Consider the following 24,160-nt stretch of genomic DNA (forward strand, 5'->3'; position numbering starts at 1 on the left):
CTCGATCGGTCACTTTACCTAGGCAAAAAGGTTCCATTTTTGCCCATTGGGCATCAGTAAGTATGTATCTATCCATACTACTATTATAAATTAATCAGTTGCCTTTGTTAATTCTCAACAAGCCCTAATTATTCCGTTGATTTATTCTTAAAAGCTCATCAAAATCTAGGGCCTATTGCCACTTTATAAATGAGTTGCGTTGTAGGCTAAAAATTCATCAGACAAGGCATGAAATGCAGGCAATGGCTATTCCCTTGCCAAGTTTCATAACGAGGTATGAGGGATTTTTAGCCACAACCCTTTGGGACAGGGACATTTTTTGCCGCTACTGCGTTATGTTTCTCTCATTTAGATCACTAAATTTCGCAAAACATGCCTTGTATCGTCTAAAAAACGTCCTCTGTCGCAACCATAGATAAAATGGCAACAGGCCCTTAATTCTTTTGCATTTTTTAGGTGGTGTAGTATAGTAGTCAATTCCTTTTTTATCACCACCCATTAAATAACAATTAATTATTGTTTTTATTCAATAATTATTGTGGGAGTAACTATGGCGCTTCGGCATTTCCTGACTTTACGAGACCTTTCAACTTTAGAGTTGCAACGTATTTTAGACCGTGCTCAAGAATTGAAACGCATGCAACATGCAAATACGGTTTTTCAACCATTTGTAGGTAAAGTCTTAGGAATGATTTTTGAGAAATCGAGTACACGTACACGTATTTCTTTTGAAGCAGGTATTTGCCAATTTGGTGGTAATGCAATTTTCCTTTCTCCACGAGATACTCAATTAGGTCGTGGTGAGCCAATTGAGGATTCAGCACGTGTCATTTCAAGCATGCTTGATATCGTGATGATTCGTACTTTTGGCCATGATATTGTTGAACGTTTTGCTTCTTATTCGAAAGTTCCTGTCATTAATGGATTAACGGATGACCACCATCCATGTCAATTACTTGCTGACTTGCAAACCTTTCAAGAACACCGTGGAAGCATTAAAGGTAAAACGGTTGCTTGGATTGGCGATGGCAATAATATGTGTAATTCATACATTGAAGCAGCACATATGATGGGTTTTAAACTCAAAATTGCTGCACCTGAAGGTTATGAACCAAAACCTGAGTTTTTGACTGAATTTGCCGATTGTGTAGAAGTATTCAATAAAGCTGAGGATGCTGCGGTTAATGCTGACCTGATCGTAACTGATGTATGGGCAAGCATGGGGCAAGAAGAAGAACAAAAGCTTCGTGAAAAAGCATTTGCTGATTTCCAAGTGAATGAAAAATTAATGGATCTGGCTCATCCAGATTGTTTATTTATGCATTGCTTACCCGCACACCGTGGCGAAGAAATTTCTGAGCACATGCTGGATCATAAAAATGCTGTTGTTTGGGATGAAGCTGAGAATCGCTTACACGCTCAAAAAGCATTAATGGAATTCTTATTAAATGAGAATTTAAAGAAAGACTAAATAGCGAAAGAAAACAGCATCATCATGATGCTGTTTTTATTTTTTGCGATCTAAATTGAACACTTAAATAGAAACACTTATAGTAGAAAAATCTTTTATTAGAAGAAGTTTCTCCTCTTGGTTGAAACTTTGATAACTACAAAGCGAACATTATGACTTCACTCGAACAAGCACTTTCTGAAATTCCTAGTTTTTCTTTGGTGCACGAGCATTTATTTAGTTCTGCTCAGCCAAGCGCTGAACAATTACAGCAAATTAAAGAATATGGCTGTAGTACAGTAATCAATCTTGCGACAAGCAAATCAGAAAATCATTTAGCTAAACAAGACCAAATCTGCTTGGATTTAGGCTTAAACTACATTCATATTCCTATTGATTGGGATCTTCCTTGTGCAGAACAATGCTTATTCGTTTTAGATCTAATTGCTCATCTCGTTCAAAATGAAATTGTTTGGCTGCATTGTGCCAAAAACATGCGTGTAAGTAGTTTGATGTATTTATATCGTCAATTTTATATGGATATGGATATGCCCACAGCCCAAGCATTACTTCACGAAATTTGGGAACCGAATGAGACTTGGACAGGTTTAATTCATAGTATTACTTTACAACTGCAAGGTCGTAAAGCAACACTTGAACTTGAACAATCATTAATGGATGTAGATCATCTTGCCTGATGTGAAATTAAGACAGTTGCTGTTGCTAAAATACCTTCTTGGCGACCTGTAAATCCTAGTTGTTCCGTTGTCGTTGCTTTGATATTAATTTGAGTGATATCGACTTCAAGTACATCAGCAATACTTTGGCGCATTTCTAAATTATGTTTGGCAAGTTTTGGCCGTTCGCAGGCCACGGTAATGTCAGCATTGTTGAGATGATAACCACGATCCAGAATCAACTGATACACATGCTTAAGCAATACACGACTATCTGCACCCTTATATTCTGGGTCAGTGTCAGGAAAATGTTGTCCAATATCGCCTAAAGCCAATGCACCCAACAATGCATCACACAGCGCATGCAGCACCACGTCACCATCAGAATGGGCTTTTAAACCATGCGTATGCGGAATTTTAATCCCTGCTAAAGTAACGAAATTGCCTTCTTCAAAAGCATGTACATCAATCCCTTGTCCAATACGAATTTGAGCAACCATATGATTTTCCTTTTACAATATACTGAACAAATCTTGTATTCAGGCTTTCTATTTCGCTATAGTACAGTGAGCAAATTAGGCTGAACATATAAGTGATTATGCTGTTGAACACCTTAATAAATCAATTGAAGAAATCTGGTTATATCATCACATTGAGTTGTTTTTGCTCATCATTTGTATTTGCCGCGTCAATTAATTGTACAACACAGAATGCTGAGCAAAAAAAAATTTGCTCTAAGCAATATCAAGACCAACGAACTAAGCTGAATAATAAGTTTTTAACCGCTTATCTTGTGACTGATGCTCCAATTCAACTACTACATGACACACAAAAACTTTGGCTTAATCAAATCCAACAATGCAAATCTAAAAATTGTTATCAGCAACAATTTGATGTTCGTTTAGATGATTTAAACTTTTATACTTCAATGAATCAGACGCTTACACAACACTATTTAAAATTTGAACATGGTGATTTAGCCAAACAACCTGTTCACATTCAGATTCATCAACTGGATAAAGATAAGTTAAAAATCGAAGGAATTGCTTATCGTAATCCCAATAATCGTGTGGAGACTCAAACTTTATCTTTACTTGCCTACACGACCCCCGAACAAAAGAATCTCATTATTGATAATGAAAAAAAATGCCAGTACCAATTTGACTTTCAAAAAGCCTTATTAATTATAAAAAGTGGGCAAAAAGATTGTGAACGTTTTACAGGAATTTATCGTTTGTATGATTAATTAATAAAAGCAATATAAGCCGATGTTTTCACATCGGCTTTTTATATTTAGCTTGGGAATTTTTGTGCAATTTCCTCGCTAATCAATACCGCTGTTGCGGCAGATAAAGTCCAGCCTAAATGCCCATGCCCAGTATTGTAAAATACTCGCGCATGTTTCCCCTGTTTCACCACAGGCAACATATTTGGCATCATCGGACGTAAGCCCGCCCATGGTACAGCGTGCTCAGTTGAAATATCAAAATTTTGGTTAACCCAATTAATTAAAGGTTGGATTCGATCTGTTCGAATATCCCGATTGTAACCATTAAACTCCGCTGTACCAGCTACACGGAAACGATCCACGCCTAATCTTGAGGTTACAATCTTTGCACTTTCATCTAGCAAGCTGACCCAAGGCGCATTTTTTACACTTCGCTCATCTTTAAGCTGAACTGTAATTGAATATCCTTTTACGGGATAGACATTGACAGTATCACCAAGCATATCGGCTAATTGGTAACTTCCAACGCCACCACACACAACGATTAAGTCTGCTTCCATTATGGTCTGCTCATCTGCTTTTGAGTTCATGTTCTCAGAACTCTTTTTACAGCTAACAATCACTTTATCTTGCAAACATTTAACATCAACAACATCCAAACCAAAGCGATATTTCACGCCATACGCTTGCGTTCTTTCCGCCAAACCAACAGAGTACTTATGAATATCACCTGTTGCATCGCCTGCTGTGTAATATCCACCATAATAATCACCAGTTAAATTTGGCTCAATTGCCTTCATTTCTTCAGGTGTAATTGCATGACGTTCAAGTTTACCTTCCACTAAAACATCATTCACTTTTTTTGCGACATCAAAGTCTTCTTTGCTGTGGTACATATGCAAAATACCACGCTTTTCTAAATCAAAAGCAATATTCTCTTTTTCTGCAATTTCAAATAATCGTTGTCTTGCTAACAACGCCAAACGAACTGTTTCAATTGTATTTACCTTATAGTCCTTAATGTGAGTCAAAAACTCGACTAGCCAGCGATACTTATGCACACTAAAAGACGGGTTGAGCAATAAAGGTGCATCTTTCTTACTCATCCATTTAATGCCTTTCAACACCGTTGCCTTCTGATTCCAGACCTCAGCGTTACAAGCAGACAATTGCCCACCATTGGCAAATGAAGTTTCCATGGCTGGAAATAAATGACGATCAATCACTGTGACTTCATAACCCAATTTAATTAATTCATAAGCAGACGTTACACCCGTAATCCCCGCACCAATAACAACAACATGTGGCATAGCAAACTCCTTGAAATGCATAACATTTCATAATGCTTAGCCCCATCTGTCATGGTACCTGAGAGTTTTGGCAGATGATTACCAATTAATCATTAAGCCTTCCCCTTCGGTGAGTGTTAATCGTAGAAGAAAAATTATCGTATGTTTCTACAAGTTGAGCACTGCTCTCCAGATTGTATTTCTATTATTACAGTCCTTCTGCCTGAGAGTTTCCGGGGTCGTTGCTCCTTCGGCGAGTTCATTGAAGAACTTCTCTCCCGCAATAATATTTATATCCATATAAGCAATATATATGCCGTTTAAAAATACAGACACTAAATTCTTGTAATTGTTTGTAGATTAAGATTTAAGCAATTTAAAATAAATCGAAGTATAAAAAAGCAGACTCGAAGTCTGCTTTTGAAAATTAAAATTTACATTGCAAAACTTGATCTGAAAACTGCCCTTTCCAGAGTTCTCGTAATGTTGGTAAATAGAATTTTTCCCCGATCATGACCAATTCCGCATCAATCAAGGCATGAATTTCATGCATGAGTATATAATCCAAAGCAATAAGCGAAAGCTCAGGATGTTTCTGGGAAATTTGCTTGCGTCTAACTTGAGCTTTTTTTACCAATTCATTGGCAAAGTTTCTATCTTTATAGGTGCTAATTGCACTTAAACGCAATTCAATAATACCCCAACCCTCTAGCAATTTTTTAAAAACCTCAAAATTGTTGGCAGTTGCTTCCCATGTCACATTTTCCAGATTATTGTCTTCTGGCAAGACAGGTAACAACAGGTCTGCCGTACTAGGAAAAATTTTCTTGAGATTCAACAAAAACTTGACAGGATTTTCATGAGACAGACCAGAATATTGAATATGAGTTTGAGTATCTGTCAAATAAATATTAAGCATAATAAAGCAATGTTCTAGTCAATCAAAGGGATATTGTACGCATTTGCAGGCGAGAAGTACACTTTGCAAGGGCAAGCATCCCACGCTGCTTAAAACAATAAGGGCGTATACAATACGCCCTACTATCCATGATTATTTACTACTCGGCGCAATCATCTGCTCAGGACGAACCACTTCATCAAATTGTTCGGCAGTCACAAAACAAAGCTCAACCGCAACCTGTTTTAGGGTCTTGTTTTCCTTATAAGCTGTTTTGGCAACTTTGGCAGAATTTTCGTAGCCAATCACTGGATTGAGTGCTGTGACCAACATTAAAGAGTTGTGTAAGAAATAATCAATTTTCTCACGATTTGGTTCAATACCTACCGCACAATGATCATTAAAGCTATTACAAGCATCTCCTAATAACTGAATTGATTGCAGCAAGTTATAAGCAATAACAGGCATAAATACATTCAACTCAAAGTTACCAGACGCACCAGCAACGTTAATAGTAGTGTCATTGCCCAACACTTGAGCCACCACCATGGTCATCGCTTCACTTTGGGTAGGATTGACTTTACCCGGCATGATACTTGAACCAGGTTCATTTTCTGGAATACGAATTTCCCCAAATCCACAGCGAGGACCACTCGCCAACCAGCGAATATCGTTAGCAATTTTATTTAAGCTGGCTGCCAATGTTTTTAATGCACCTGAAGCAAATACAGCCGCATCACGCCCTGCTAAAGCCTCGAACTTATTCGGTGCAGTCACAAATGGTAAACCTGTAAGTTCAGCCAGTTGTTCTGCTGCTTTCACTGCATAATCAGGATGAGCATTGAGTCCTGTACCCACCGCCGTTCCCCCTAAAGGCAACTCATAAAGACCTGCAAGTGCTTGCTGCAAACGTTTTAGACCATGCTCTAGTTGCGAAACATAACCACTGAACTCTTGTCCCAAGGTTAAAGGAGTCGCATCTTGCAAATGGGTACGACCGATTTTGACAATATCATCAAATTCTTTGGATTTAAGCTCTAAAGTCGCTTTTAACTTTTCCACTGCAGGAATGAGTAATTCATTGATTTGAATACTTGCAGCCACATGGATTGCAGTTGGGAAAGAATCATTGGTTGATTGTGCACGATTGACATGATCATTTGGATGTACTGGTTTTTGTGCACCTAGTACTTGTCCTAATTTCTGATTGGCAATGTTTGCAATCACTTCATTACAATTCATATTACTTTGCGTACCAGAACCTGTTTGCCAAACGACAAGCGGAAATTGTGCGTCCCATTGACCCGCAATCACTTCTTCAGCAGCATCAACGATATATTGACTTAAATCTTCAGGTAATTGTTTTAACTCAGCGTTGGTGATTGCAGCAGCTTTTTTCACCAAACCCATGGCACGAATCATGGCACGCGGTAAACGTTCTTGACCGATTTTAAAGTTCTGTAAACTTCGTTGCGTTTGTGCACCCCATAAGGCGTCATTTGGAACTTCAACTTCACCCATAGTGTCATGTTCAATTCGCATTTGCATAAACAACCTCTGCTTTATTTGGTTAAAATGTTCACGGGCTGAAGCAAACTGATGCTTTTGGCTAGCGAAGACTCAGTTCATATTGATGTATATTTGATAAGTCTTAATTATCCTAAACAAAGCCATTAAAATTGTAAATAAGAATCATTATCCTAATTACCTGTTAAGATATTGCGATAAAAACGCCACTCATCTTCAATCATTTGTGATAGAGAACGTTTAGGAACCCAATTTAATATTTTTTTTGCTTTATCAATATTTGCACCCAATTGCGCTAACTCTTGGTTTTGATATACAGCTGTTTGCACTTGAATTTCGGTCTGAGTGACTCTCGCAACTTCATCAATCAAATTTTGTATAGATGTAAGTTGATGATGTGCAATATTGAATGCTTCCAAACAATTGGTTTGTGTTTTTAACCAATTTAATGCGATCAAAACTGCATCACAAGCATCCAAAACATGTAAAAAGCTTCTTTCAACCGTTCCATCTTCTGTCTGTGCTTGATTCTGCAATTCGATACAATCTCGCTGCATCGCTGCAACTTGTAAAGCTAAAGGCACAATATTTTTAGGGAGTTGAGTTACGTATTCTCCTAAAACTCCATGTTCAAAAGCACCAACAATATTGGATAACCTGAGATTGATAATTTTCCATTCATGATCGACTTTATAAGTATCTGCAATAATATCTTCAACCATTTGCTGAGATCGAATGTATGGATTTGGGTAGCGATAATTAAACTCAGTCTCTTCAACTACACTTGGATTAGATTGCCCATATACGGCCAAACTAGAAAGATTGATTAATTCTCTAACTCCCATCCGCTGCATTGCTCTCAATAAGCTCATAATGCTGCTGACATTATCATTGTAGTATTCAAGTGGCTTTAGAACAGATTCTTCAAGCGATTTAAAACTGGCTGTATGGATAACGGTATGAATTGAATATTGTTCAAATACTTTATTTAAGGCAGGTGTATTTCTCACATCTACTTTAACAAATGGAATATACATTCCTGAGATGTATTCTAAGCGCTCCAAGGTTTGTAAAGTCGAATTGGCTAAATTATCAACAATAACAACTTCTTGTCCACGTGCTAATAAACTCAAAGCAATATGTGAACCGATAAAGCCTAAACCACCTGTCACCAAAATCATTGTATACTTACCTTCTTTTTAATCTGTCCATCATTTTGCTTACGTGACCATAGTGAATGTTCAATGAGTACACTACTGTTAATAACTTCTGCACCTACTTCAATTATGGCTTGGCATGCTTTTGGTTTAGCTCAAGCATTAGGAAATAAGTCCGAAGATTTTCGTGTCTTCTTTTACCAAGATGGTGTTCAGGTTGCGAATGATTTACAGTGGTTTCCTGATGATCAACGCAATCTAAAACAAGAATGGCAAAAGCTTGGCATTCGACTCCCTGTCTGTGTCAGTGCTGCCCTTGCTCGGGGAATCACTGATGCAAGCAATGCCCAACGTCATTCACTTCAACAACACAACTTAGCGCAAGGTTTTGAGCTAGTTGGACTTGGAGAGCTAGCTGATGCTGTGCAAAGCTGTTCTCGTTTAATTCAATTTTAGTTTAAGTTCAGTTTAAGTTCATTAATAGAGTGTTGCTTTTAAAAGGTAAATTGTGTGAAATCTGTACTCGTCATCCTAACGCAATCCAATTTAACTAGTTTGCAGATCAACGAAAGCGTGTCTGCAACTATGGTTTTAGCAACCTTTGGTATTTCTGTCAAAGTATTATTAAAAGATGCTGCACTGAGCTTATTGAACAATAAATTAGAGTTCGACCAGTTCACGCAAGCCTTTAAAATTGCTGCCAATATGGTGGACAGTTTTGAGTTCTATGATCTAACCCCGATTTTGTTAGAAAGCAAAAATCAACAATTGACTATCGTCAAAAATACAGATCAGGATATTGAATTTATTGATATTCATCCTGAATTTATTCAGTCATTTGATCATGTACTGTATTGGTAAGGGATTCGCTCATGAAAAATTCAACCTTGTTTCTCATCCAGTCTCCCTATAACAATGTCAGTAAAATTCTGGCTGAGTTAACACACATGGCAAAAGTGGATGACCATATTGTGATGATGGGTGATTCAGTCTTACAAGTCACAGATGCAGTTGTGGATACTTACCCAAATATCTATTGTCTAAGCAATGAAGAAAGTTTATTGCAGGATAACCTGAAAGAGCGTGTAAACATTCTGGAATATACTCAATTTGCAGAATTAGTATTACAGTTTCAGCGTTGTGTTTCGTTGAAATAATATTTTTAAATTAATTTGAAGTTTTACTTAGGCTATTTTATGCAGTTAGAATTAGATCAAGATGGTCATCTGGTCGATCACACCATCTGGAATCACGATGTTGCACAGGAACTTGCCAAATCACTCGATTTAGAGCTGACAGATTGGCATTTTGATATTCTGAATGCCGTACGGCAGTTTTATCAGCAGTTTGGACACTCACCAGCAACACGCCCCTTAATCAAGTTTTTGATAAAAACGGTGAACCCTGAAATCAATAACGCTGAGTTGCAGCAAAGGTTTAATACAGGGTTGGTTGCCCGACATTTAAGCCGTTTGGCTGGCGTGCCTAAACCTGCCAATTGTTTATAGATCATTGAAAATGATCTATCAGGCGCTATTTTGTTTTTGTTGCATAAACGCAAAATAACCTGGACCAGCAGCGACCTTTACCTCTTTCACATCAATGGGTTCATTACATTCTGAACAAACAACCTTTGAGTTAAATTTATGACCACAGGTTTGATGGGTAAATTCAATCGGTTTTCCAAGTCCCATATCCATCCACTTATCAGCCCACTGCACCATCGCTAAAATAAGAGGATAAAGATCCAAACCTTTATCAGTAAGTTGGTATTCAAATCGTTCTTGACGTTCTACATAAGGCACTTTGGTTAAAATACCATGCTCGACTAAACGCTTAAGACGCTCTGAAAGTACGTGGCGGGTCAGTCCCAAACTACGTTGGAAGTCATCAAAACGACGTATTCCCATGAAAGCGTTACGTAAAATTAGCATTGTCCAACGATCACCGAGTACAGAAAGCGTTCTCGCAACTGAACATGGCTGATCGCCAATTTCTTCCCATTTCATTATTATCACCTGATCATTTTTTAGAACTTTGAAGACATCTCATCGATGCCTTGAACCGTCACGTTTAGAAACTAAACACTATAAAATATACACTAAACCACCTGATCAATCAGATGCAATATTGGTACTCAGTTAAATGTCAAAAAAACAGATCATTTCATCTAAATTAATTCGACAACTTAGCTATGAATAAAAATACCTGAAAGTTCTTGTCCAGCATCTAACTGAATATTTGCAGGAATACGCACTAAACAATTGGCCTGCATTAAATTACTCAACATATGTGATTGTTGTTTCGCAAGGCTTTGTAACTTGAGCTGTCCCTGATCAAAATAAGCATGCATTCTTAAAAATCGCTCACGTGCATCAGATTTCAGTCCATGGGTGAGTACCCCACTAAACCATTGCATAGGCTCACGTTGATTTTGCAAAGTATCTAATAAAGCGTTGCCATAAATCTGCATACACACATAAACAGCCGCTGGATTACCCGGTAAACCTAATAAATAGCAATGATGGTCAGGATCTTCATATTTTGCAAAAAATAATGGCTTACCCGGTTTTTGTTTAACTTTCCAAAAGATCTGTTCAAATCCAGTCTCAAAAGCACATGGACGAACGAAGTCATAATCCCCTACAGAGACACCACCCGTGGTAATAATGACGTCATATAAAGATTTTAATCGCTCGAAACATGCTGTGACTTGTTCAGCAGCATCTGCAATATGTAGAATCTCGACATCGATACCATAAGCTTTGAACCAAGCCTTCAGTAACGGCCCATTGGCATCAAAAACTTTACCAACGTGTAAATCTTCAGGGTGCTCAGCAACCTCATCACCAGTAATAACCACAGCAACCTTGGGCTGTTGAAATACCTCGACAGTTTGCACACCTGCCATACTTAGAGCAGCAAGTGCACCGATATTGATATTCTGACCAACGTCCGCAAGCAGTTGACCTTGTTTAACTTCTTCACCAGTAAATCGAATATCAGCCTTTGATTTAATCTGTTCAATCAGTCGAATCGTCTCCGACTCAACTTTAACAATTTCTTGTCGAGCAACGTGTGTGGTGCCTTCAGGAATTTTGCCACCTGTAAAAATACGAATGGCTTGCCCATCAAGCAATTGATATTCGAGTTCACTACCCGCTTTAATCTCACCGATTACATCAAAACAAACATCTTGAAGCTGTGTAAGTGAACTATTAATCGCATAACCATCTACCGCACTTTGAGAAAAGCTAGGTAGATTGACCTCGGAATAGATTGCTTTAGCGAGATAACGATTCAAACCTTGGGCTAAAGCCAAGACCTCAGTCGTCAATGTTTTGGGCTGAGTTCGAATGAGTTCAAGTGCCTCATCAATACTGATTAAACCCTTTTCAGCACCACATCCTGACATTATTCATATCCTCCTGGATGTGGTAAGTCACGACAGACATCAAAAATATGCACCAAAGCAGGTAAAATTGCTGCCATGGATTCGCTGGCACCACCACGGCTGCCTGGTAGAGTCACCACCAAAGAACGATCAATAAAGCCTGCTACACCACGAGACATAGCTGCATAAGGGGTACGTTTTTGGCCAAAAGAACGTGCTGCTTCCATTAAACCGTCCAGCTTTCTTTCCAATAACGGTTCCAATGTATCAACGGTAATATCTCGCTTGCCAATGCCTGTACCACCAACGGTCATGATACATGCATAAGACTTTGTCAATTCTAGTACCAATTCTTTCAATTGATCTGATTCATCTGGCAAAATTTGATAATGAATCGGATCAAAACCTGCTTCGGTTAAGGTCTCAACCACAGATTTACCAGCAGTATCAGGCTTACGACCTGCTGCAACCGTATCTGACAATACAATTACGGCTGCTGAAACAGGTTGACGTAAAGTGCGCTTAAAGTGCGATTTACCGCCTTTTTTCTTAAGCAATTTACATTGGTCTAAACACAATTCATCAGGTTCACAATGTGGCTTCAACATGTCATAAATGGTTAACCCTGCCAAACTCGCAGCAGTCAAGGCTTCCATCTCAACCCCTGTAGGCCCAATGGTTTCTACAGTCGTCAGAATTACAACATGATCATGTTGTAAATCATATTCAACATCAGCACGATAAATCGGTAAAGGATGACACAGTGGAATCAGTTCATCAGTCCGTTTTGCCGCCAAGATTCCTGCGATACGAGCTGTTTTTAAAGCGTCGCCTTTTTCAGTATTTCCATCACGCAATAGCTGAATACAATGCGGTGGGGCGTATAAAATCGCTTGTGCTTCTGCAACACGATAACTTTCGGGTTTCATCCCAACATTTTTCATTTTTACTTCCTAACGCTTTATTCGTGTGTATGCTCATGCGCACAATTTTCATGTTCTTGACGGTGGTGATGCTCATGTTTATGGAGATGAGCATCAGTTTCGACTGTATCTTTACGAATACAGCAACCTTCTACATATTGACTTGTACCATCCATAAAGAACTCTTCTTTCCAAATTGGTACTTCGTGTTTTACACGTTCAACGGCTTCTTCACAGGCTTGAAATGCTTCACGGCGGTGAGCAGCATATGCAATTGCAATGATTGCCGTTTCACTCACATCTAAATAACCAATTCGATGCATCACACGCACATAAGAAACCTGATGCTTCTCTTTGATTTGCTGCTCGATTTCACGAATCATTTTTTCAGCAACAGGCGTATACGAGGTGTATTTTAAAGCCTTCACCGCTTTGTCTTCATGATGATTGCGGACTGTACCAATAAAAATATCAATACCACCACATTCAGGAAATGATTGTATAGGATCAAAACTGTCTAAGCTTAGAGCCTGATCTTGAACTCTTGAAAATTCGCGCATTTCATCCTCCTGCAACAGGTGATAACAATACCAAAGTACAGGACTGGTCCAATGGGGTTTGACGTATCACGATATCCTCTCCAATGGCGCAGGCACATTTATCCATCGCTTTTGTTGCTTCTGGGTAAAGCATCACAATATGACTTAGCACTTCTTCAATCGTTTGATTTTCTGCAAACTCAAATGCAAGCTCTTTTGGCAATAACCGTTCAATAGCACCAAAAGCTTCTATTATTATTTCAATGGTTTGCATATTCTCTCCAGACCACTTTTTTCCAAACTAACCACCCAACATATGCATACTAATTTTGCGTACTTGTTGGTGTTTTATCGCATGATAACCTTTCGCTTTATGCCAAATATAAGGTTTAATTTGCTGATCAAGCTCTTGATCATTGATATCTTGAGCTAGTTGTTTCTGTTTAATCACAGCTTGTAAATACGGCTTTATATTCAGACCCTGTTGTGCAAATAAACAATTATATAATTCACCTTGTGCTGTTAATCGAATTCGATCACAATCACCGCAAAATGAATGAGTTATCGTTGAAATAATACCAATACAATATTGCCCATCTAACTGATACTGACGTGCAGGTTCATGCTGCTGTTGCAAAACTTGAATCTGATAAAAAGGCTGAAGTTGCGCTAAAATTTCTGCTTCACTGACCACTGCCTGATCAGTCCAATGCTGATCACCATCCAGAGGCATAAATTCAATAAAACGTAATGGAATACTGTGTTGCTTCGCCCACTTTACCATTGGCAGAATCTGATCATCATTCTGACCTTTCATCAACACACAATTGATTTTGAAAGCAAGCCCCGCTTTTTTTGCCGCCTCTATCCCATTTAATACGGGTGTGAGTTCTTTTTTAGTCAGTTGCTTGAATTGATCTGGGTCTAAACTATCTAGGCTGATATTAAGATCATCTAATCCAGCTTGTTTTAGGGGTTCCGCATATTTAGCTAAATAATGTGCATTGGTAGTGATCGAGATTCGTTTTAAACCCAATACTCGTAAACTCTGTAAATCTCGAATAAAATGAACAACACCCTGACGCATTAAAGGTTCTCCCCCAGTAATGCGAATATTTTCAATCCCTTGCTTCACCATATATTGGCAAAATAGCAGCAACGCTTCAAAACTGAGTAAATCTTGTTTTTTCATCCATTCTGGATGTTCAGGCATACAATAGGTGCATTTGAAATTGCAACGATCTGTTACGGAAATCCGCAACTTACGCTTAATACGACCATACTGATCTTCTAAGATCGGAATGTTCGTAGATATATCATGCTTCATCTTTTGCACTCATATTGTGAATTTGCTGAACACTTAAGCACAAGTTATGTGCGACGCGGCTTGTATATGTGCAGCATACTGCTCTACTTAAGCAATATTTATTCCAATATTTTACTCTAATCCACCTTGAGAGCATTTATTTATCTAACAAAACAATTTATCGCTTCACAACACACAACTGTTATAAATTTCAATATACAACCGAAAACCATTCGCACCAATTAAAAGCAATTTTGTATTTTTTGAAATATTTTGGTGCGATTAACTTAAAGCTAAAATTTTAAATAAACAATTGTTTAAAAAATTTCATCTGCTGGTACTGCTGCAATTCATCTAGCGAATTGATGCTATGACAAAACAGACTTTGCTTTTGCAAAATAACTTGCTGAGAATTTAGCTGTTTAAAAGATTCACGCAAGCTCAATTTACCAGCGGAAATTTGTTGTTTTAAAATGGGTAAACTCTCTCTTTTTAATAAACAAAATGGATATAAAGCATCTCCATTAATTGCAACATAAGCCACTAGTGCTTGTGGATTTTTTTGTAGTGCGCGATGCAACTTAATTAAAACTTGATTGGGTATATACGTAACATCGCACGGAATAAACAAAGCATAGTCCGATTGCAGATGGGACCACGCACTTTTCATCCCCATTAATGGACCTAAAAAACCTGTTTGATCATCTGAATAACAATAGATATTCGGTTCAATCTGCTTGTAAATCGAACTATCTCGATGACTGTTTACCCAAATGCTTTGCACTTCTGATTTAAATTTCTGACAAATTTTAGATAGTTGAATTTGATCATCAAATTGTTGAAGTAATTTATTCATGCCATTCATACGGCGCGCTTGTCCTCCCGCCAAGATCACGAGATCTGTAGCGGGAATTTGCATAGTCATGCTTCTGCCTCCAACTGACAAGTCTTAATCAAACCACGAATTTCTGGTAAACATGAACCACAGTTACCGCCCGCTTTTAAACATGCCGTGACTTGCTTTTCATGGGTGATATTTTGCGTTTTAATGGCCTCAATAATCTTGTTTTTGCCGACTTTAAAGCAACTACACACCAATGGACCATCGTTATTAGCAGCAGACATTGGCATACCTGCCAACAATGCTTTACGGTGCAAAGCACTTAATCGCTCACGTTTAAATAAACTTGCAACCCAATCACGATCTGGTAATAACTCAGCAGGTGCAATATAAAGACTTGCGATTAAAATCCCATCTTTGAGTACAATACTATGACTGAGTTGCGATGAAATATCCTCAATACTTAACCATTCATATGTTTCATCGACAAAAGGCAAAAAGGTTTTTAAGTTTTTTTGAGTTTGATCAATACTGTGTCGATCGGCAAGCTCATAACGCATTGCTTTTGCAGTTTTGATTTTTGTCCACCAAGCACAAGTCTGTAAAGATGCTTTGATTTGATGTTCGAACCCTTCTCGAACATATAAAACGCCTTGCCAAGTCGTATAGAAAGGCTGTATTGATACTGGCGTATGCTTAAACTCAGGTTCACCTGAAATTGCATCCACAACAGGGTTAACTACTTTACCAATCCGAGCATCTGAGGCAACTTGTTCTGTCCAATGAATCGGCGCAAAGATTTGTCCACGACGAACACCTTGAGCCAATGTCACACGTAATACACAACTTCCCCATGCCGAACGAATCTCGACCAATCCTTTATCGCGAATACCAAATTTAAGCGCATCGTTTGGATGAATCTCACAAAATGGTTCAGCACGATGTGTGGTCAAATTTGCTGATAAACCTGTACGTGTCATGGTATGCCATTGATCCCGAATACGCCCCGTATTCAGAATTAACGGATAATCTTCAGAAACTGAGTGTACGGGATCGATTGCGATCGTTGGAATAAGTTTTGCTTTACGAGAAGCATAACTAAACTCGCCTTGACCAAAAAGTTGCTTAACCGATGTCGTCTGACCTTTTTCCCACACAGGCCATTGCGTTGGTTTTAACTCGTTATATTCTTCAAGACTTAGATTGGTTAAACCTTTTAAATTAAAATAACGAAAATTTTCTACCTGATCACGTTCAGCTAAACTTGCATTTTGATATGCTGACAATGCAGCATGCTCATTAAAGATGTCACACGCATTGCTAAAATCAAAACCAGAAAAACCAAGTTTTTTTGCAACTTCAGCAACAGCCCACCAATCTGCTTTGGCTTGTTTTGGTGAAGCTAAAAATGCGCGTTGACGTGAAATTCGACGTTCTGAGTTAGTTACCGTTCCATCTTTTTCACCCCAACCTAATGCTGGTAGCAAAATATCAGCATAAGCCGTGGTATCGGTATCGGAACAGATATCTGAAACAACGACAAATTCACATTTATCCAATGCTCGTTTCACTTGATCAGCATCAGGCAGACTTACCACAGGATTGGTCGCCATAATCCAGATTGCTTTAATTTTTCCACTTTCAACCGCTTGGAATAAATCAACCGCTTTAAGACCCGCTTTTGTTGCAATAGCTGGACTATTCCAAAAACTTTGCACCAAATTTTGATGTGTTGGGTTATCAATATCCAAGTGTGCTGCCAACATATTGGCCAGTCCACCAACCTCACGACCACCCATCGCATTGGGTTGTCCAGTCATTGAAAATGGAGCAGCGCCTAACTTACCAATTTTACCCGTCAGCAAATGACAGTTGATAATACTATTGGCTTTATTCACCCCTTGAGATGATTGATTAACTCCCATAGAAAAAAGAGTTACTACTTTTTCAGTTGTGGCAAATTTATCAAAAAACAATTGTAATTTTTCTTCTGAAATACCTGTGCGCTTCACCAATGCATTGAAGTCGGCTTCTGTTTTACTCGCATCTAAAAGTGCGGCCAAACCTTCGGTATAGCTTTCAACAAAGTGATGATCTACACAATTATTTTTATATAAATACTGAAATAACCCGTTAAACAAAGCGACATCTTGACCTGGCAAGATTGGCAAATGTAAATCTGCTTGCTCACAAGTGCTCGTAAATCGTGGATCGACGACAACCACAAATAAATTAGGATTTTGACTCTTCGCTTGCATAATCCGTTGATACAAAACTGGATGACACCATGCTGTATTTGAACCAACCAATACCACCATATCAGCATGTTCAAAGTCTTCATAACTTGCAGGTACAATATCCTCACCAAAGCTACGTTTATGCGCGGCAACTGCTGAAGACATGCACAGACGTGAATTGGTATCAATATTGGCTGTGCCTAAATAACCCTTTACGAATTTATTCACCACATAATAATCTTCAGTTAATAACTGCCCCGAAACATAAAATGCCACACTTTCGGGTCCATATTGCTCAATACATGCCTGAAATTGAGTTGCAATTTTGTCAATTGCAGCGTCCCACGTAGTTGTTTGACGATGATTTTTGCGTCCCAACATCGGATTTAAAACACGGGTTTCCAACTCTAAGGTGTCTGCTAAATTGCTCCCTTTAATACAGAGTCGCCCAAAATTTGCAGGGTGCTCTGTATCTCCTGAAACTTTAATATTTGAACCTTGTGTTTTATGTTGAACTTCAACATTAACACCACATCCAACGCCACAATATGGACAAGTTGTTTTTGTAATGAGTGTTTGTGCATGATCGGAGCGACTGTGTTCTAAATTTTGAATACTGTTCATGACTGCTCCTTTACCTATTCCATCTTTGCCCTAACTAAAGTTTCGATCGCTTAAAATTGTATGATCCGTGATCAATAGCCAATTTATAATCTACGCCTTAACTTTTATTGTGAATCTTTGGTTGACTACCATAAAGTAGTTAAATGACTGAGTTTTTGGTTTAGGAGAAATTTCTCCTAAACCAAAGTAAGATTAACCTGCTTTTTTCAATGCAAAATCTTTACCAAATAACAATTTATTTCTAAATGTCGAAACAGGTGTTTGATCCGCAATTAACTCGGCATACCACATACCATCTTCGGTATCACCGAATAAAACAGCGCCAATCACTTTATCTTTTTGGATAATAATACGCTTGTAAATATGGCGTTTTTCGTCATTTAGAATGATGTCTTCATAATCTTCTTTAGGCTCAAAATTACCTGCTGAAAAGACATCGACACCACTCACTTTAAGCTGAGTTGGTACCGTTGGAGACTTAAACGTTAAGCTACCATGTTCAGCTAAATGGGTTGCGCAAATAAATGCTTGCCCCCAAAGTGGCTCCACCAATCCAAAGGTTTGGTTACGATGTTCAATACATTCACCCACAGCATAAATACTTGGGTCAAATGTTTGCATCGTATCATTGACCAAAATACCACGATTGCAACGTAAACCAGCACTTTGAGCCAAAGCAATATTTGGACGAATACCTACAGCAAATACGACAAGATCAGCATCCAACACTGTGCCATCTTTCAGACGTACTTGGTTAACATGACCATCTTTACCAATCAATGCTTCAGTATTTGCCTCAGTGATAATATTAATCCCTTTTTCTTCAATACTTTGACGCAACATACGACTCGCACGACCATCAAGCTGACGCTCCATAATGCGATCCATCAAATGAAGAACAGTGACATTCATGCCACGTTGCTTGAGACCGTAAGCTGCTTCTAAGCCAAGCAAACCACCACCAATCACCACAGCATTTTTCTTCGTTTCGCAATATTTAATCATGGTATTGACATCATAAATATCACGGAAGCTGATCACACCTTTCAAATCCACGCCTTGTACAGGTGGGATAAATGGAGATGAACCTGTTGCAATAATCAAACGATCGTAATCGACACTTTCGCCTTTTTGTGTATGCACTACTTTACGAGTACGATCAATTTTTATAGCAGGATCGTCAGCAATAAATTTGATGCCCTTATCGCTGTACCATGCATGTGGATGCAACATAATGTCATCAATAGTTTTCTCACCAGAAAGCACGGGTGAAAGCATGATACGGTTATAGTTACCCCAAGGCTCTTCACCAATCACCGTCACATCATAACGATCAGGTGCCATGTCGAGTAAATCCTCTAGACAGCGCATTCCAGCCAAACCATTACCGATCAAAACGAGCTTCAGTTTTTCTTGAGAAACACCATTATTGGTAATATAAGTTTTTTGCGGAACAGTACCTACCCAAACTCGACCATTTTCGATTTTGGTTGGAAAAACAGAAAGCTTTTGATCTTTATCTTCTAGGCATCGACCTGTTGCTAAACTGAAGTGTTGTTTGTAAATCGGTGAGGCAATAACACGCTCACCTTGCAAATCACCAATAATACCGCGCGCCATTACATTTGCTTGGCTAAACGGATCTTTATTACTTAATGCATAAATACGTTTTTCGTTCCCTACGCGGAATAAAGCAACGGATTGACCCGCAATAAGTGCACCTACACCTGTATTTGGCGTGATGTCATCAAGATGACACACATCAATCCATTGATTTTCTGGAAGCATATTCATGTCTTTTAGATTTGTCATTTTGATTCTCCTTATGCTTCTACCATCGGGATACGATCAACTGAACGCTCAGCTTCATTTAATGGACGGATCTGATCACGCACTTCAGTAAATTGAATATATGGATCAGCTTGCTCTTCAGCGCTTGCATTAATGTAAGTTTGGAAGCGTTTACGAATCTCAGGATTCTCTACCGCAGTACGCCATTCGTCTTGATAAGTTCCAATTACATGTGCCATGCGATTTTCAAGTTCTTCTGCAAGACCAAGCGAATCATCGACAATTACAGCTTTGAGATAATCTAAACCACCTTCCATGTTGTCACGCCATACACTCGTACGTTGTAAACGATCAGCAGTTTGGATATAGAACATAAAGAAGCGGTCGATATAACGAATCAAAGTTTCAGTATCTAGATCAGAAGCTAAAAGCTCTGCATGGCGTGGTTTCATTCCACCATTACCACACACATATAGGTTCCAGCCTTTTTCTGTCGCAATGACACCAACATCTTTACCTTGTGCTTCAGCACACTCACGCGTACAACCCGAGACAGCCATTTTTAGTTTGTGCGGTGAGCGTAAGCCTTTGTAGCGATTTTCTAATTCAATCGCTAAACCAACAGAATCATCTACGCCATAACGGCACCACGTGCTACCTACACATGATTTCACTGTACGTAATGATTTACCGTAAGCATGACCTGACTCGAAGCCTGCTGCATTCAACTCTTCCCAAATAAATGGTAGCTCGTGTAGTTGTGCACCAAATAAATCAACGCGTTGACCACCTGTAATTTTGGTATACAGGTTATATTTTTTAGCAATTTGACCTACAGCAATCAAACCATCTGGAGTAACTTCACCACCTGCCATACGCGGTACAACTGAGTATGAACCATCCTTTTGGATATTTCCTAAGTAGTAGTCATTACTGTCTTGTAGACCTGCATGCGTTGGTTCCAATACAAAGTCATTCCAGCACGATGCCAAAATGTTTGCTGTCATTGGTTTACAGATATCACAACCTAAACCATGACCATGTTGTTGAATCAAATCATCAAATGTTTTGATTTCATTGACACGCACCAAGTGATAGATCTCTTGACGTGAGTATGGGAAGTGTTCGCATACATGGTTATTAACCGTTACACCTTGACGTTGTAACTCAGACTTTAAAACTTGAGTAACTAATGGCGCACAACCACCACATGCTGTTGCTGCTTTAGTACATTTCTTTAAAGCACCTAAAGAGGTGGAACCATCACAAATAGCTTGGCAAATATCTGCTTTCGATACGTTGTTACATGAACAAATCGTTGCGCTATCTGGAAGTAAATCAACACCGCTACCGCCCGCCTTCGCACCAGAATCAGCAAATCCTGGCATGATTAAGCTTTCAGGTGTTTCTGGCAATGCGATACCATTCAACATCATTTGTAAAAGATCGTTATATTCTTTTGCATCACCAACCAGTACTGCACCCAGTAATTTGGTTTTATCTGCATCGACAACGATTTTCTTATAAACCAATGCATCTTCATCAGCATAGAAATAGCTAAGTGAGTTCGGTGTCATACCATGTGCATCACCAACCGATGCCACATCTACACCCATCAATTTCAACTTAGTGCTCATATCAGCACCAGCGAAACAATGTGTTTCTTCAGCTAAGATATGTTTGGCTGCGATACGCGCCATGTCATATCCAGGTGCAACGAGACCATAGATTTTATTGTCCCAAAGTGCACATTCACCAATTGCGTAAATATTTTCATCAGAGGTTTGGCAGTAATCATTGATCTTGATACCACCACGCTCACCAAGCGCTAAACCACTTGAACGTGCTAACTCATCACGTGGACGAATCCCCGCAGAGAATAAAATCACATCCGTTTCAAGCTCACTACCATCAGCAAATTTCATTACATGCTTAGCATTATTGCCAGCTTCAATACATTGCGTTGCTTTTTGTGTGTGAACTTTTACACCTAAGTTTTCGATTTTACGGCGTAATACTTTACCGCCCAAATCATCGATCTGAACCGCCATCAAACGTGGTGCAAACTCAACTACATGTGTTTCAAGATTTAAATCACGTAAAGCTTTAGCCGCTTCCAAACCTAATAGACCACCACCGATCACCACACCTGATGTCGCGTTTAGGCTTGCAGCACGGATCGCATCTAAATCTTCGATGGTACGATATACAAAGCAATTTTCACGATCATTACCTGCAATTGGCGGAACGAAAGCATATGAACCAGTTGCCAGTACAAGTTTGTCGTAACTGATGACATCACCCATACTAGTTGTCACTGTTTGTTCTTTTGTATCAATTGCAATAGCTTTGGTATTTAGTCTTAAATCGATACCATGAGCATCGGCAAAATCGAAACGAGCAAGTGATAAATCTTTCGCTGATTTACCTGAAAAATATTCAGTCAAATGTACGCGGTCATATGCAATACGTGGTTCTTCAGCAAGAATTGTTATCTCTAATTCATCATCAGCTTTCTCTAAGATGGCTTCGATGAATTTATGACCCACCATACCGTGACCAATCATCACTAATTTCATTGTGTTTCTCCTAAAATCTAATCTGAGATTAAGCTGCGCTGTTTTGTTCTGAGCCACGTTCTAAAATTGCTTGTTCAAATAAACGTTGTTCTTTTTCTTTATGCTCTACCGAAAATCGGATAAGCATGACCGAACTCGCAGCAATGACCACTAAGCCACCTAAAACCATTAAACAAGTTTGAATATCCAACATACCTTTCAGTAAGAAACCTGCTGCCACTGCACCAACGTTTCCACCTGCACCGATGATGCCTGCAACACCACCTAGCGCTTCACGATCAATGAATGGAACAAGCGCATAAGTCGCACCACATGCCATGTGTGTGAATAATGCAAATACCGTCATTACGAGAATAGCGAGTACAGGTCCATTCATTTGCGAGAACAACATTAAGAAAAGCCCTTCGCCAAGGATCAATCCAAACAGTACTTTAGTACGACCATCCAAGCCTTTTTTGAGTGCAACTTTGTCTGAAAGAATCCCACCCAATGCACGGGCAAATAATGCGAGCAAACCAAAGATACCTGCTGCTAAACCAGCTTCTTTTAATCCGAAACTAAAGTGTTCGACGTAGTACATTGCAATGATGTTATGGATAAAGATTTCGATACCGAAACAAGCTGCATATGAGAAGAAGAGAATCCATACGCGATAGTTGCGTGCAGCATGCATTAAGATTGCTAGACCACCTTTTTTATCGCTACCAACAACCACACCCTGAGCACGTAACTCTTTGAAATCACCTTGAGGACAATCTTGAGTAAACTTCCAGTAAAGGAAACCTACGATCACCATCATGACACCTGGAACGATTAGTGCGAGTCTCCAACCAAATGCTTGCTCAACACCAAACATCACCAATGCAGATAGTAATAACGGCATGAGTGCTTGTGTTGCCCCACCACCAGCATTACCCCAACCAGCTGAGGCTGCGTTTGCAGTTCCCACGACATTTGGAGCAAACATGATGCTAGTGTGGTATTGCGTAATCACAAAACTCGCACCAATTGCACCAATTAATAAGCGAAAGAACAGAAATGATTCATAACTATTTGCAGAAGCGACACCAAAAACGGGGATACTGCCGATAATCAACAAAGCGGTATATGTTTTACGTGGTCCGTACTTGTCACATAAAGGACCAACGATCAAACGGACTAAGATGGTGATTGCGACTGCTGCGATATTGATATTTGCGATTTGATCTTTAGTCAGATGAAATTCACCTGCAATGACTGGCATTAAAGGTGCACATGCAAACCAAGCAAAGAAACAAACGAAGAAAGCAAGCCAACTCATGTGGAATGCCCGCATCGCTGGTGCAGAAAAGTTAAATAACTTTATTGATGTGGCTTTTTTTGCCGATAAATCTAAAGACATTGCCATCTCCCATACTGAACGTATATTGCTTTGTTGACACAGCACTCTGTGTGAACAAACAGATCAGATCGGACATCGTTGGCCGTCTTACAATTTTTTGGAAAGTCGTCTTTGACTCAATAAATATTTAGCAAATGCTATGCCAACTTTAATAAATCAAAGCAGGAAATTATATTAATTATTGTTTTTTAATGATTTTTATAAATAAAAATAGCTTAAGCACTACATTTTACCCCTATACAAAATAGGGCTTTATGAGGATGACCCGTTTTAAAGCATAATTCTTTCTGCTTCAAAAGAACTCTTTTTACGCACCAAA

General features: G+C 38.9%; 23 protein-coding genes and 1 riboswitch. Of the genes, 7 read left to right on the forward strand and 16 right to left on the reverse strand.

Going from position 1 to position 24,160, the window contains the following annotated elements; translation table 11 throughout:
- Window positions 1–550: 550 nt before the first annotated feature.
- Together argF and CDG59_RS13340 are read left to right on the forward strand one after the other, a co-directional pair.
- Window positions 551–1,471, forward strand: coding sequence for an ornithine carbamoyltransferase (gene argF / locus CDG59_RS13335; protein ID WP_004662017.1), 921 nt, complete (start codon window positions 551–553; stop codon window positions 1,469–1,471).
- A gap of 152 nt (window positions 1,472–1,623) precedes the next feature.
- Window positions 1,624–2,148, forward strand: coding sequence for a protein tyrosine phosphatase family protein (locus CDG59_RS13340; RefSeq protein WP_087545725.1), 525 nt, complete (start codon window positions 1,624–1,626; stop codon window positions 2,146–2,148).
- On the opposite strand, the gene ispF is transcribed toward CDG59_RS13340, so the two are convergent.
- Window positions 2,136–2,627: a 2-C-methyl-D-erythritol 2,4-cyclodiphosphate synthase gene (gene ispF, locus CDG59_RS13345; protein WP_087545727.1), complete on the reverse strand. Its 492-nt coding sequence runs from the start codon at window positions 2,625–2,627 to the stop codon at window positions 2,136–2,138. The genes CDG59_RS13340 and ispF overlap by 13 nt on opposite strands.
- Before the next feature lie 98 nt (window positions 2,628–2,725).
- Between ispF and CDG59_RS13350 the strand changes: the two genes are divergently transcribed.
- On the forward strand, window positions 2,726–3,373 hold the full coding sequence (locus CDG59_RS13350; RefSeq protein ID WP_087536144.1) for a hypothetical protein: 648 nt from the start codon (window positions 2,726–2,728) through the stop codon (window positions 3,371–3,373).
- A 47-nt stretch (window positions 3,374–3,420) separates the two neighbouring features.
- Here the strand turns inward: CDG59_RS13350 and CDG59_RS13355 are convergent, their stop codons facing one another.
- The 4 genes from CDG59_RS13355 to galE form a co-directional block, all read right to left on the reverse strand.
- Window positions 3,421–4,665 carry a D-amino acid dehydrogenase gene (locus tag CDG59_RS13355; RefSeq protein ID WP_005160327.1) on the reverse strand — a complete coding sequence of 415 codons (1,245 nt, stop codon included), beginning with the start codon at window positions 4,663–4,665 and terminating at the stop codon, window positions 3,421–3,423.
- A 180-nt stretch (window positions 4,666–4,845) separates the two neighbouring features.
- Window positions 4,846–4,935, reverse strand: a riboswitch (glycine riboswitch).
- Between the two features lie 136 nt (window positions 4,936–5,071).
- On the reverse strand, window positions 5,072–5,563 hold the full coding sequence (locus CDG59_RS13360; RefSeq protein WP_087545728.1) for a hypothetical protein: 492 nt from the start codon (window positions 5,561–5,563) through the stop codon (window positions 5,072–5,074).
- Window positions 5,564–5,695: 132 nt separating this feature from the next.
- Window positions 5,696–7,090: a class II fumarate hydratase gene (fumC, locus tag CDG59_RS13365; protein WP_087545730.1), complete on the reverse strand. Its 1,395-nt coding sequence runs from the start codon at window positions 7,088–7,090 to the stop codon at window positions 5,696–5,698.
- A gap of 152 nt (window positions 7,091–7,242) precedes the next feature.
- A complete protein-coding gene (galE, locus tag CDG59_RS13370) occupies window positions 7,243–8,250 on the reverse strand; it encodes a UDP-glucose 4-epimerase GalE (RefSeq protein ID WP_087545731.1) in 1,008 nt (335 codons plus the stop codon).
- Window positions 8,251–8,313: 63 nt separating this feature from the next.
- Here galE and tusD point away from each other — a divergent pair, with 63 nt between their 5' ends.
- From tusD to CDG59_RS13390, 4 genes are read left to right on the forward strand one after another with little or no spacing between them, the layout of a single operon-like run.
- Window positions 8,314–8,682: a sulfurtransferase complex subunit TusD gene (gene tusD / locus CDG59_RS13375; protein ID WP_005160335.1), complete on the forward strand. Its 369-nt coding sequence runs from the start codon at window positions 8,314–8,316 to the stop codon at window positions 8,680–8,682.
- Between the two features lie 54 nt (window positions 8,683–8,736).
- On the forward strand, window positions 8,737–9,087 hold the full coding sequence (locus CDG59_RS13380) for a hypothetical protein (protein WP_087545733.1): 351 nt from the start codon (window positions 8,737–8,739) through the stop codon (window positions 9,085–9,087).
- 11 nt (window positions 9,088–9,098) lie between these two features.
- The gene (locus tag CDG59_RS13385; protein WP_087545735.1) at window positions 9,099–9,383 is read left to right on the forward strand and encodes a hypothetical protein; all 285 of its coding nucleotides are present in this window, start codon (window positions 9,099–9,101) and stop codon (window positions 9,381–9,383) included.
- Window positions 9,384–9,422: 39 nt separating this feature from the next.
- Window positions 9,423–9,734 (forward strand): TusE/DsrC/DsvC family sulfur relay protein, encoded by a 312-nt coding sequence (locus tag CDG59_RS13390; protein ID WP_087545736.1) that lies wholly within the window; start codon window positions 9,423–9,425, stop codon window positions 9,732–9,734.
- A gap of 18 nt (window positions 9,735–9,752) precedes the next feature.
- Here CDG59_RS13390 and CDG59_RS13395 read toward each other — a convergent pair whose 3' ends face one another.
- The 11 genes from CDG59_RS13395 to CDG59_RS13445 all read right to left on the reverse strand — a co-directional run bounded on the left by CDG59_RS13395 (window position 9,753) and on the right by CDG59_RS13445 (window position 23,841).
- Window positions 9,753–10,235: a winged helix-turn-helix transcriptional regulator gene (locus CDG59_RS13395; RefSeq protein WP_087545738.1), complete on the reverse strand. Its 483-nt coding sequence runs from the start codon at window positions 10,233–10,235 to the stop codon at window positions 9,753–9,755.
- 179 nt (window positions 10,236–10,414) lie between these two features.
- Window positions 10,415–11,641 carry a molybdopterin molybdotransferase MoeA gene (locus CDG59_RS13400; protein WP_087545739.1) on the reverse strand — a complete coding sequence of 409 codons (1,227 nt, stop codon included), beginning with the start codon at window positions 11,639–11,641 and terminating at the stop codon, window positions 10,415–10,417.
- On the reverse strand, window positions 11,641–12,564 hold the full coding sequence (gene moaCB / locus CDG59_RS13405; RefSeq protein WP_004661994.1) for a bifunctional molybdenum cofactor biosynthesis protein MoaC/MoaB: 924 nt from the start codon (window positions 12,562–12,564) through the stop codon (window positions 11,641–11,643). Before moaCB ends, CDG59_RS13400 begins: the two co-directional genes overlap by 1 nt.
- Before the next feature lie 17 nt (window positions 12,565–12,581).
- Window positions 12,582–13,103, reverse strand: a complete 522-nt coding sequence (locus tag CDG59_RS13410) for a molybdenum cofactor biosynthesis protein MoaE (RefSeq protein ID WP_087545741.1) — start codon at window positions 13,101–13,103, stop codon at window positions 12,582–12,584.
- Window position 13,104: 1 nt separating this feature from the next.
- Window positions 13,105–13,356, reverse strand: a complete 252-nt coding sequence (locus CDG59_RS13415) for a MoaD/ThiS family protein (protein WP_087545742.1) — start codon at window positions 13,354–13,356, stop codon at window positions 13,105–13,107.
- Between the two features lie 27 nt (window positions 13,357–13,383).
- On the reverse strand, window positions 13,384–14,409 hold the full coding sequence (moaA, locus tag CDG59_RS13420; RefSeq protein WP_087545744.1) for a GTP 3',8-cyclase MoaA: 1,026 nt from the start codon (window positions 14,407–14,409) through the stop codon (window positions 13,384–13,386).
- A gap of 280 nt (window positions 14,410–14,689) precedes the next feature.
- Complete coding sequence (locus tag CDG59_RS13425) at window positions 14,690–15,313, reverse strand: molybdenum cofactor guanylyltransferase (protein WP_087545745.1); 624 nt, start codon at window positions 15,311–15,313, stop codon at window positions 14,690–14,692.
- Window positions 15,310–18,090: a nitrate reductase gene (locus CDG59_RS13430; RefSeq protein WP_087545747.1), complete on the reverse strand. Its 2,781-nt coding sequence runs from the start codon at window positions 18,088–18,090 to the stop codon at window positions 15,310–15,312. Before CDG59_RS13430 ends, CDG59_RS13425 begins: the two co-directional genes overlap by 4 nt.
- A 192-nt stretch (window positions 18,091–18,282) precedes the next feature.
- Window positions 18,283–19,902, reverse strand: a complete 1,620-nt coding sequence (gene nirD, locus CDG59_RS13435) for a nitrite reductase small subunit NirD (RefSeq protein WP_087545748.1) — start codon at window positions 19,900–19,902, stop codon at window positions 18,283–18,285.
- An 11-nt stretch (window positions 19,903–19,913) separates the two neighbouring features.
- Window positions 19,914–22,460 carry a nitrite reductase large subunit NirB gene (gene nirB, locus CDG59_RS13440; protein WP_005402691.1) on the reverse strand — a complete coding sequence of 849 codons (2,547 nt, stop codon included), beginning with the start codon at window positions 22,458–22,460 and terminating at the stop codon, window positions 19,914–19,916.
- A 28-nt stretch (window positions 22,461–22,488) separates the two neighbouring features.
- The gene (locus tag CDG59_RS13445) at window positions 22,489–23,841 is read right to left on the reverse strand and encodes an MFS transporter (protein ID WP_004915549.1); all 1,353 of its coding nucleotides are present in this window, start codon (window positions 23,839–23,841) and stop codon (window positions 22,489–22,491) included.
- Window positions 23,842–24,160: the final 319 nt, after the last annotated feature.

Origin of the sequence: Acinetobacter sp. WCHA29 (genome assembly GCF_002165335.1) — a bacterium.
In the GTDB taxonomy this organism is placed as follows: Bacteria; Pseudomonadota; Gammaproteobacteria; order Pseudomonadales; family Moraxellaceae; genus Acinetobacter.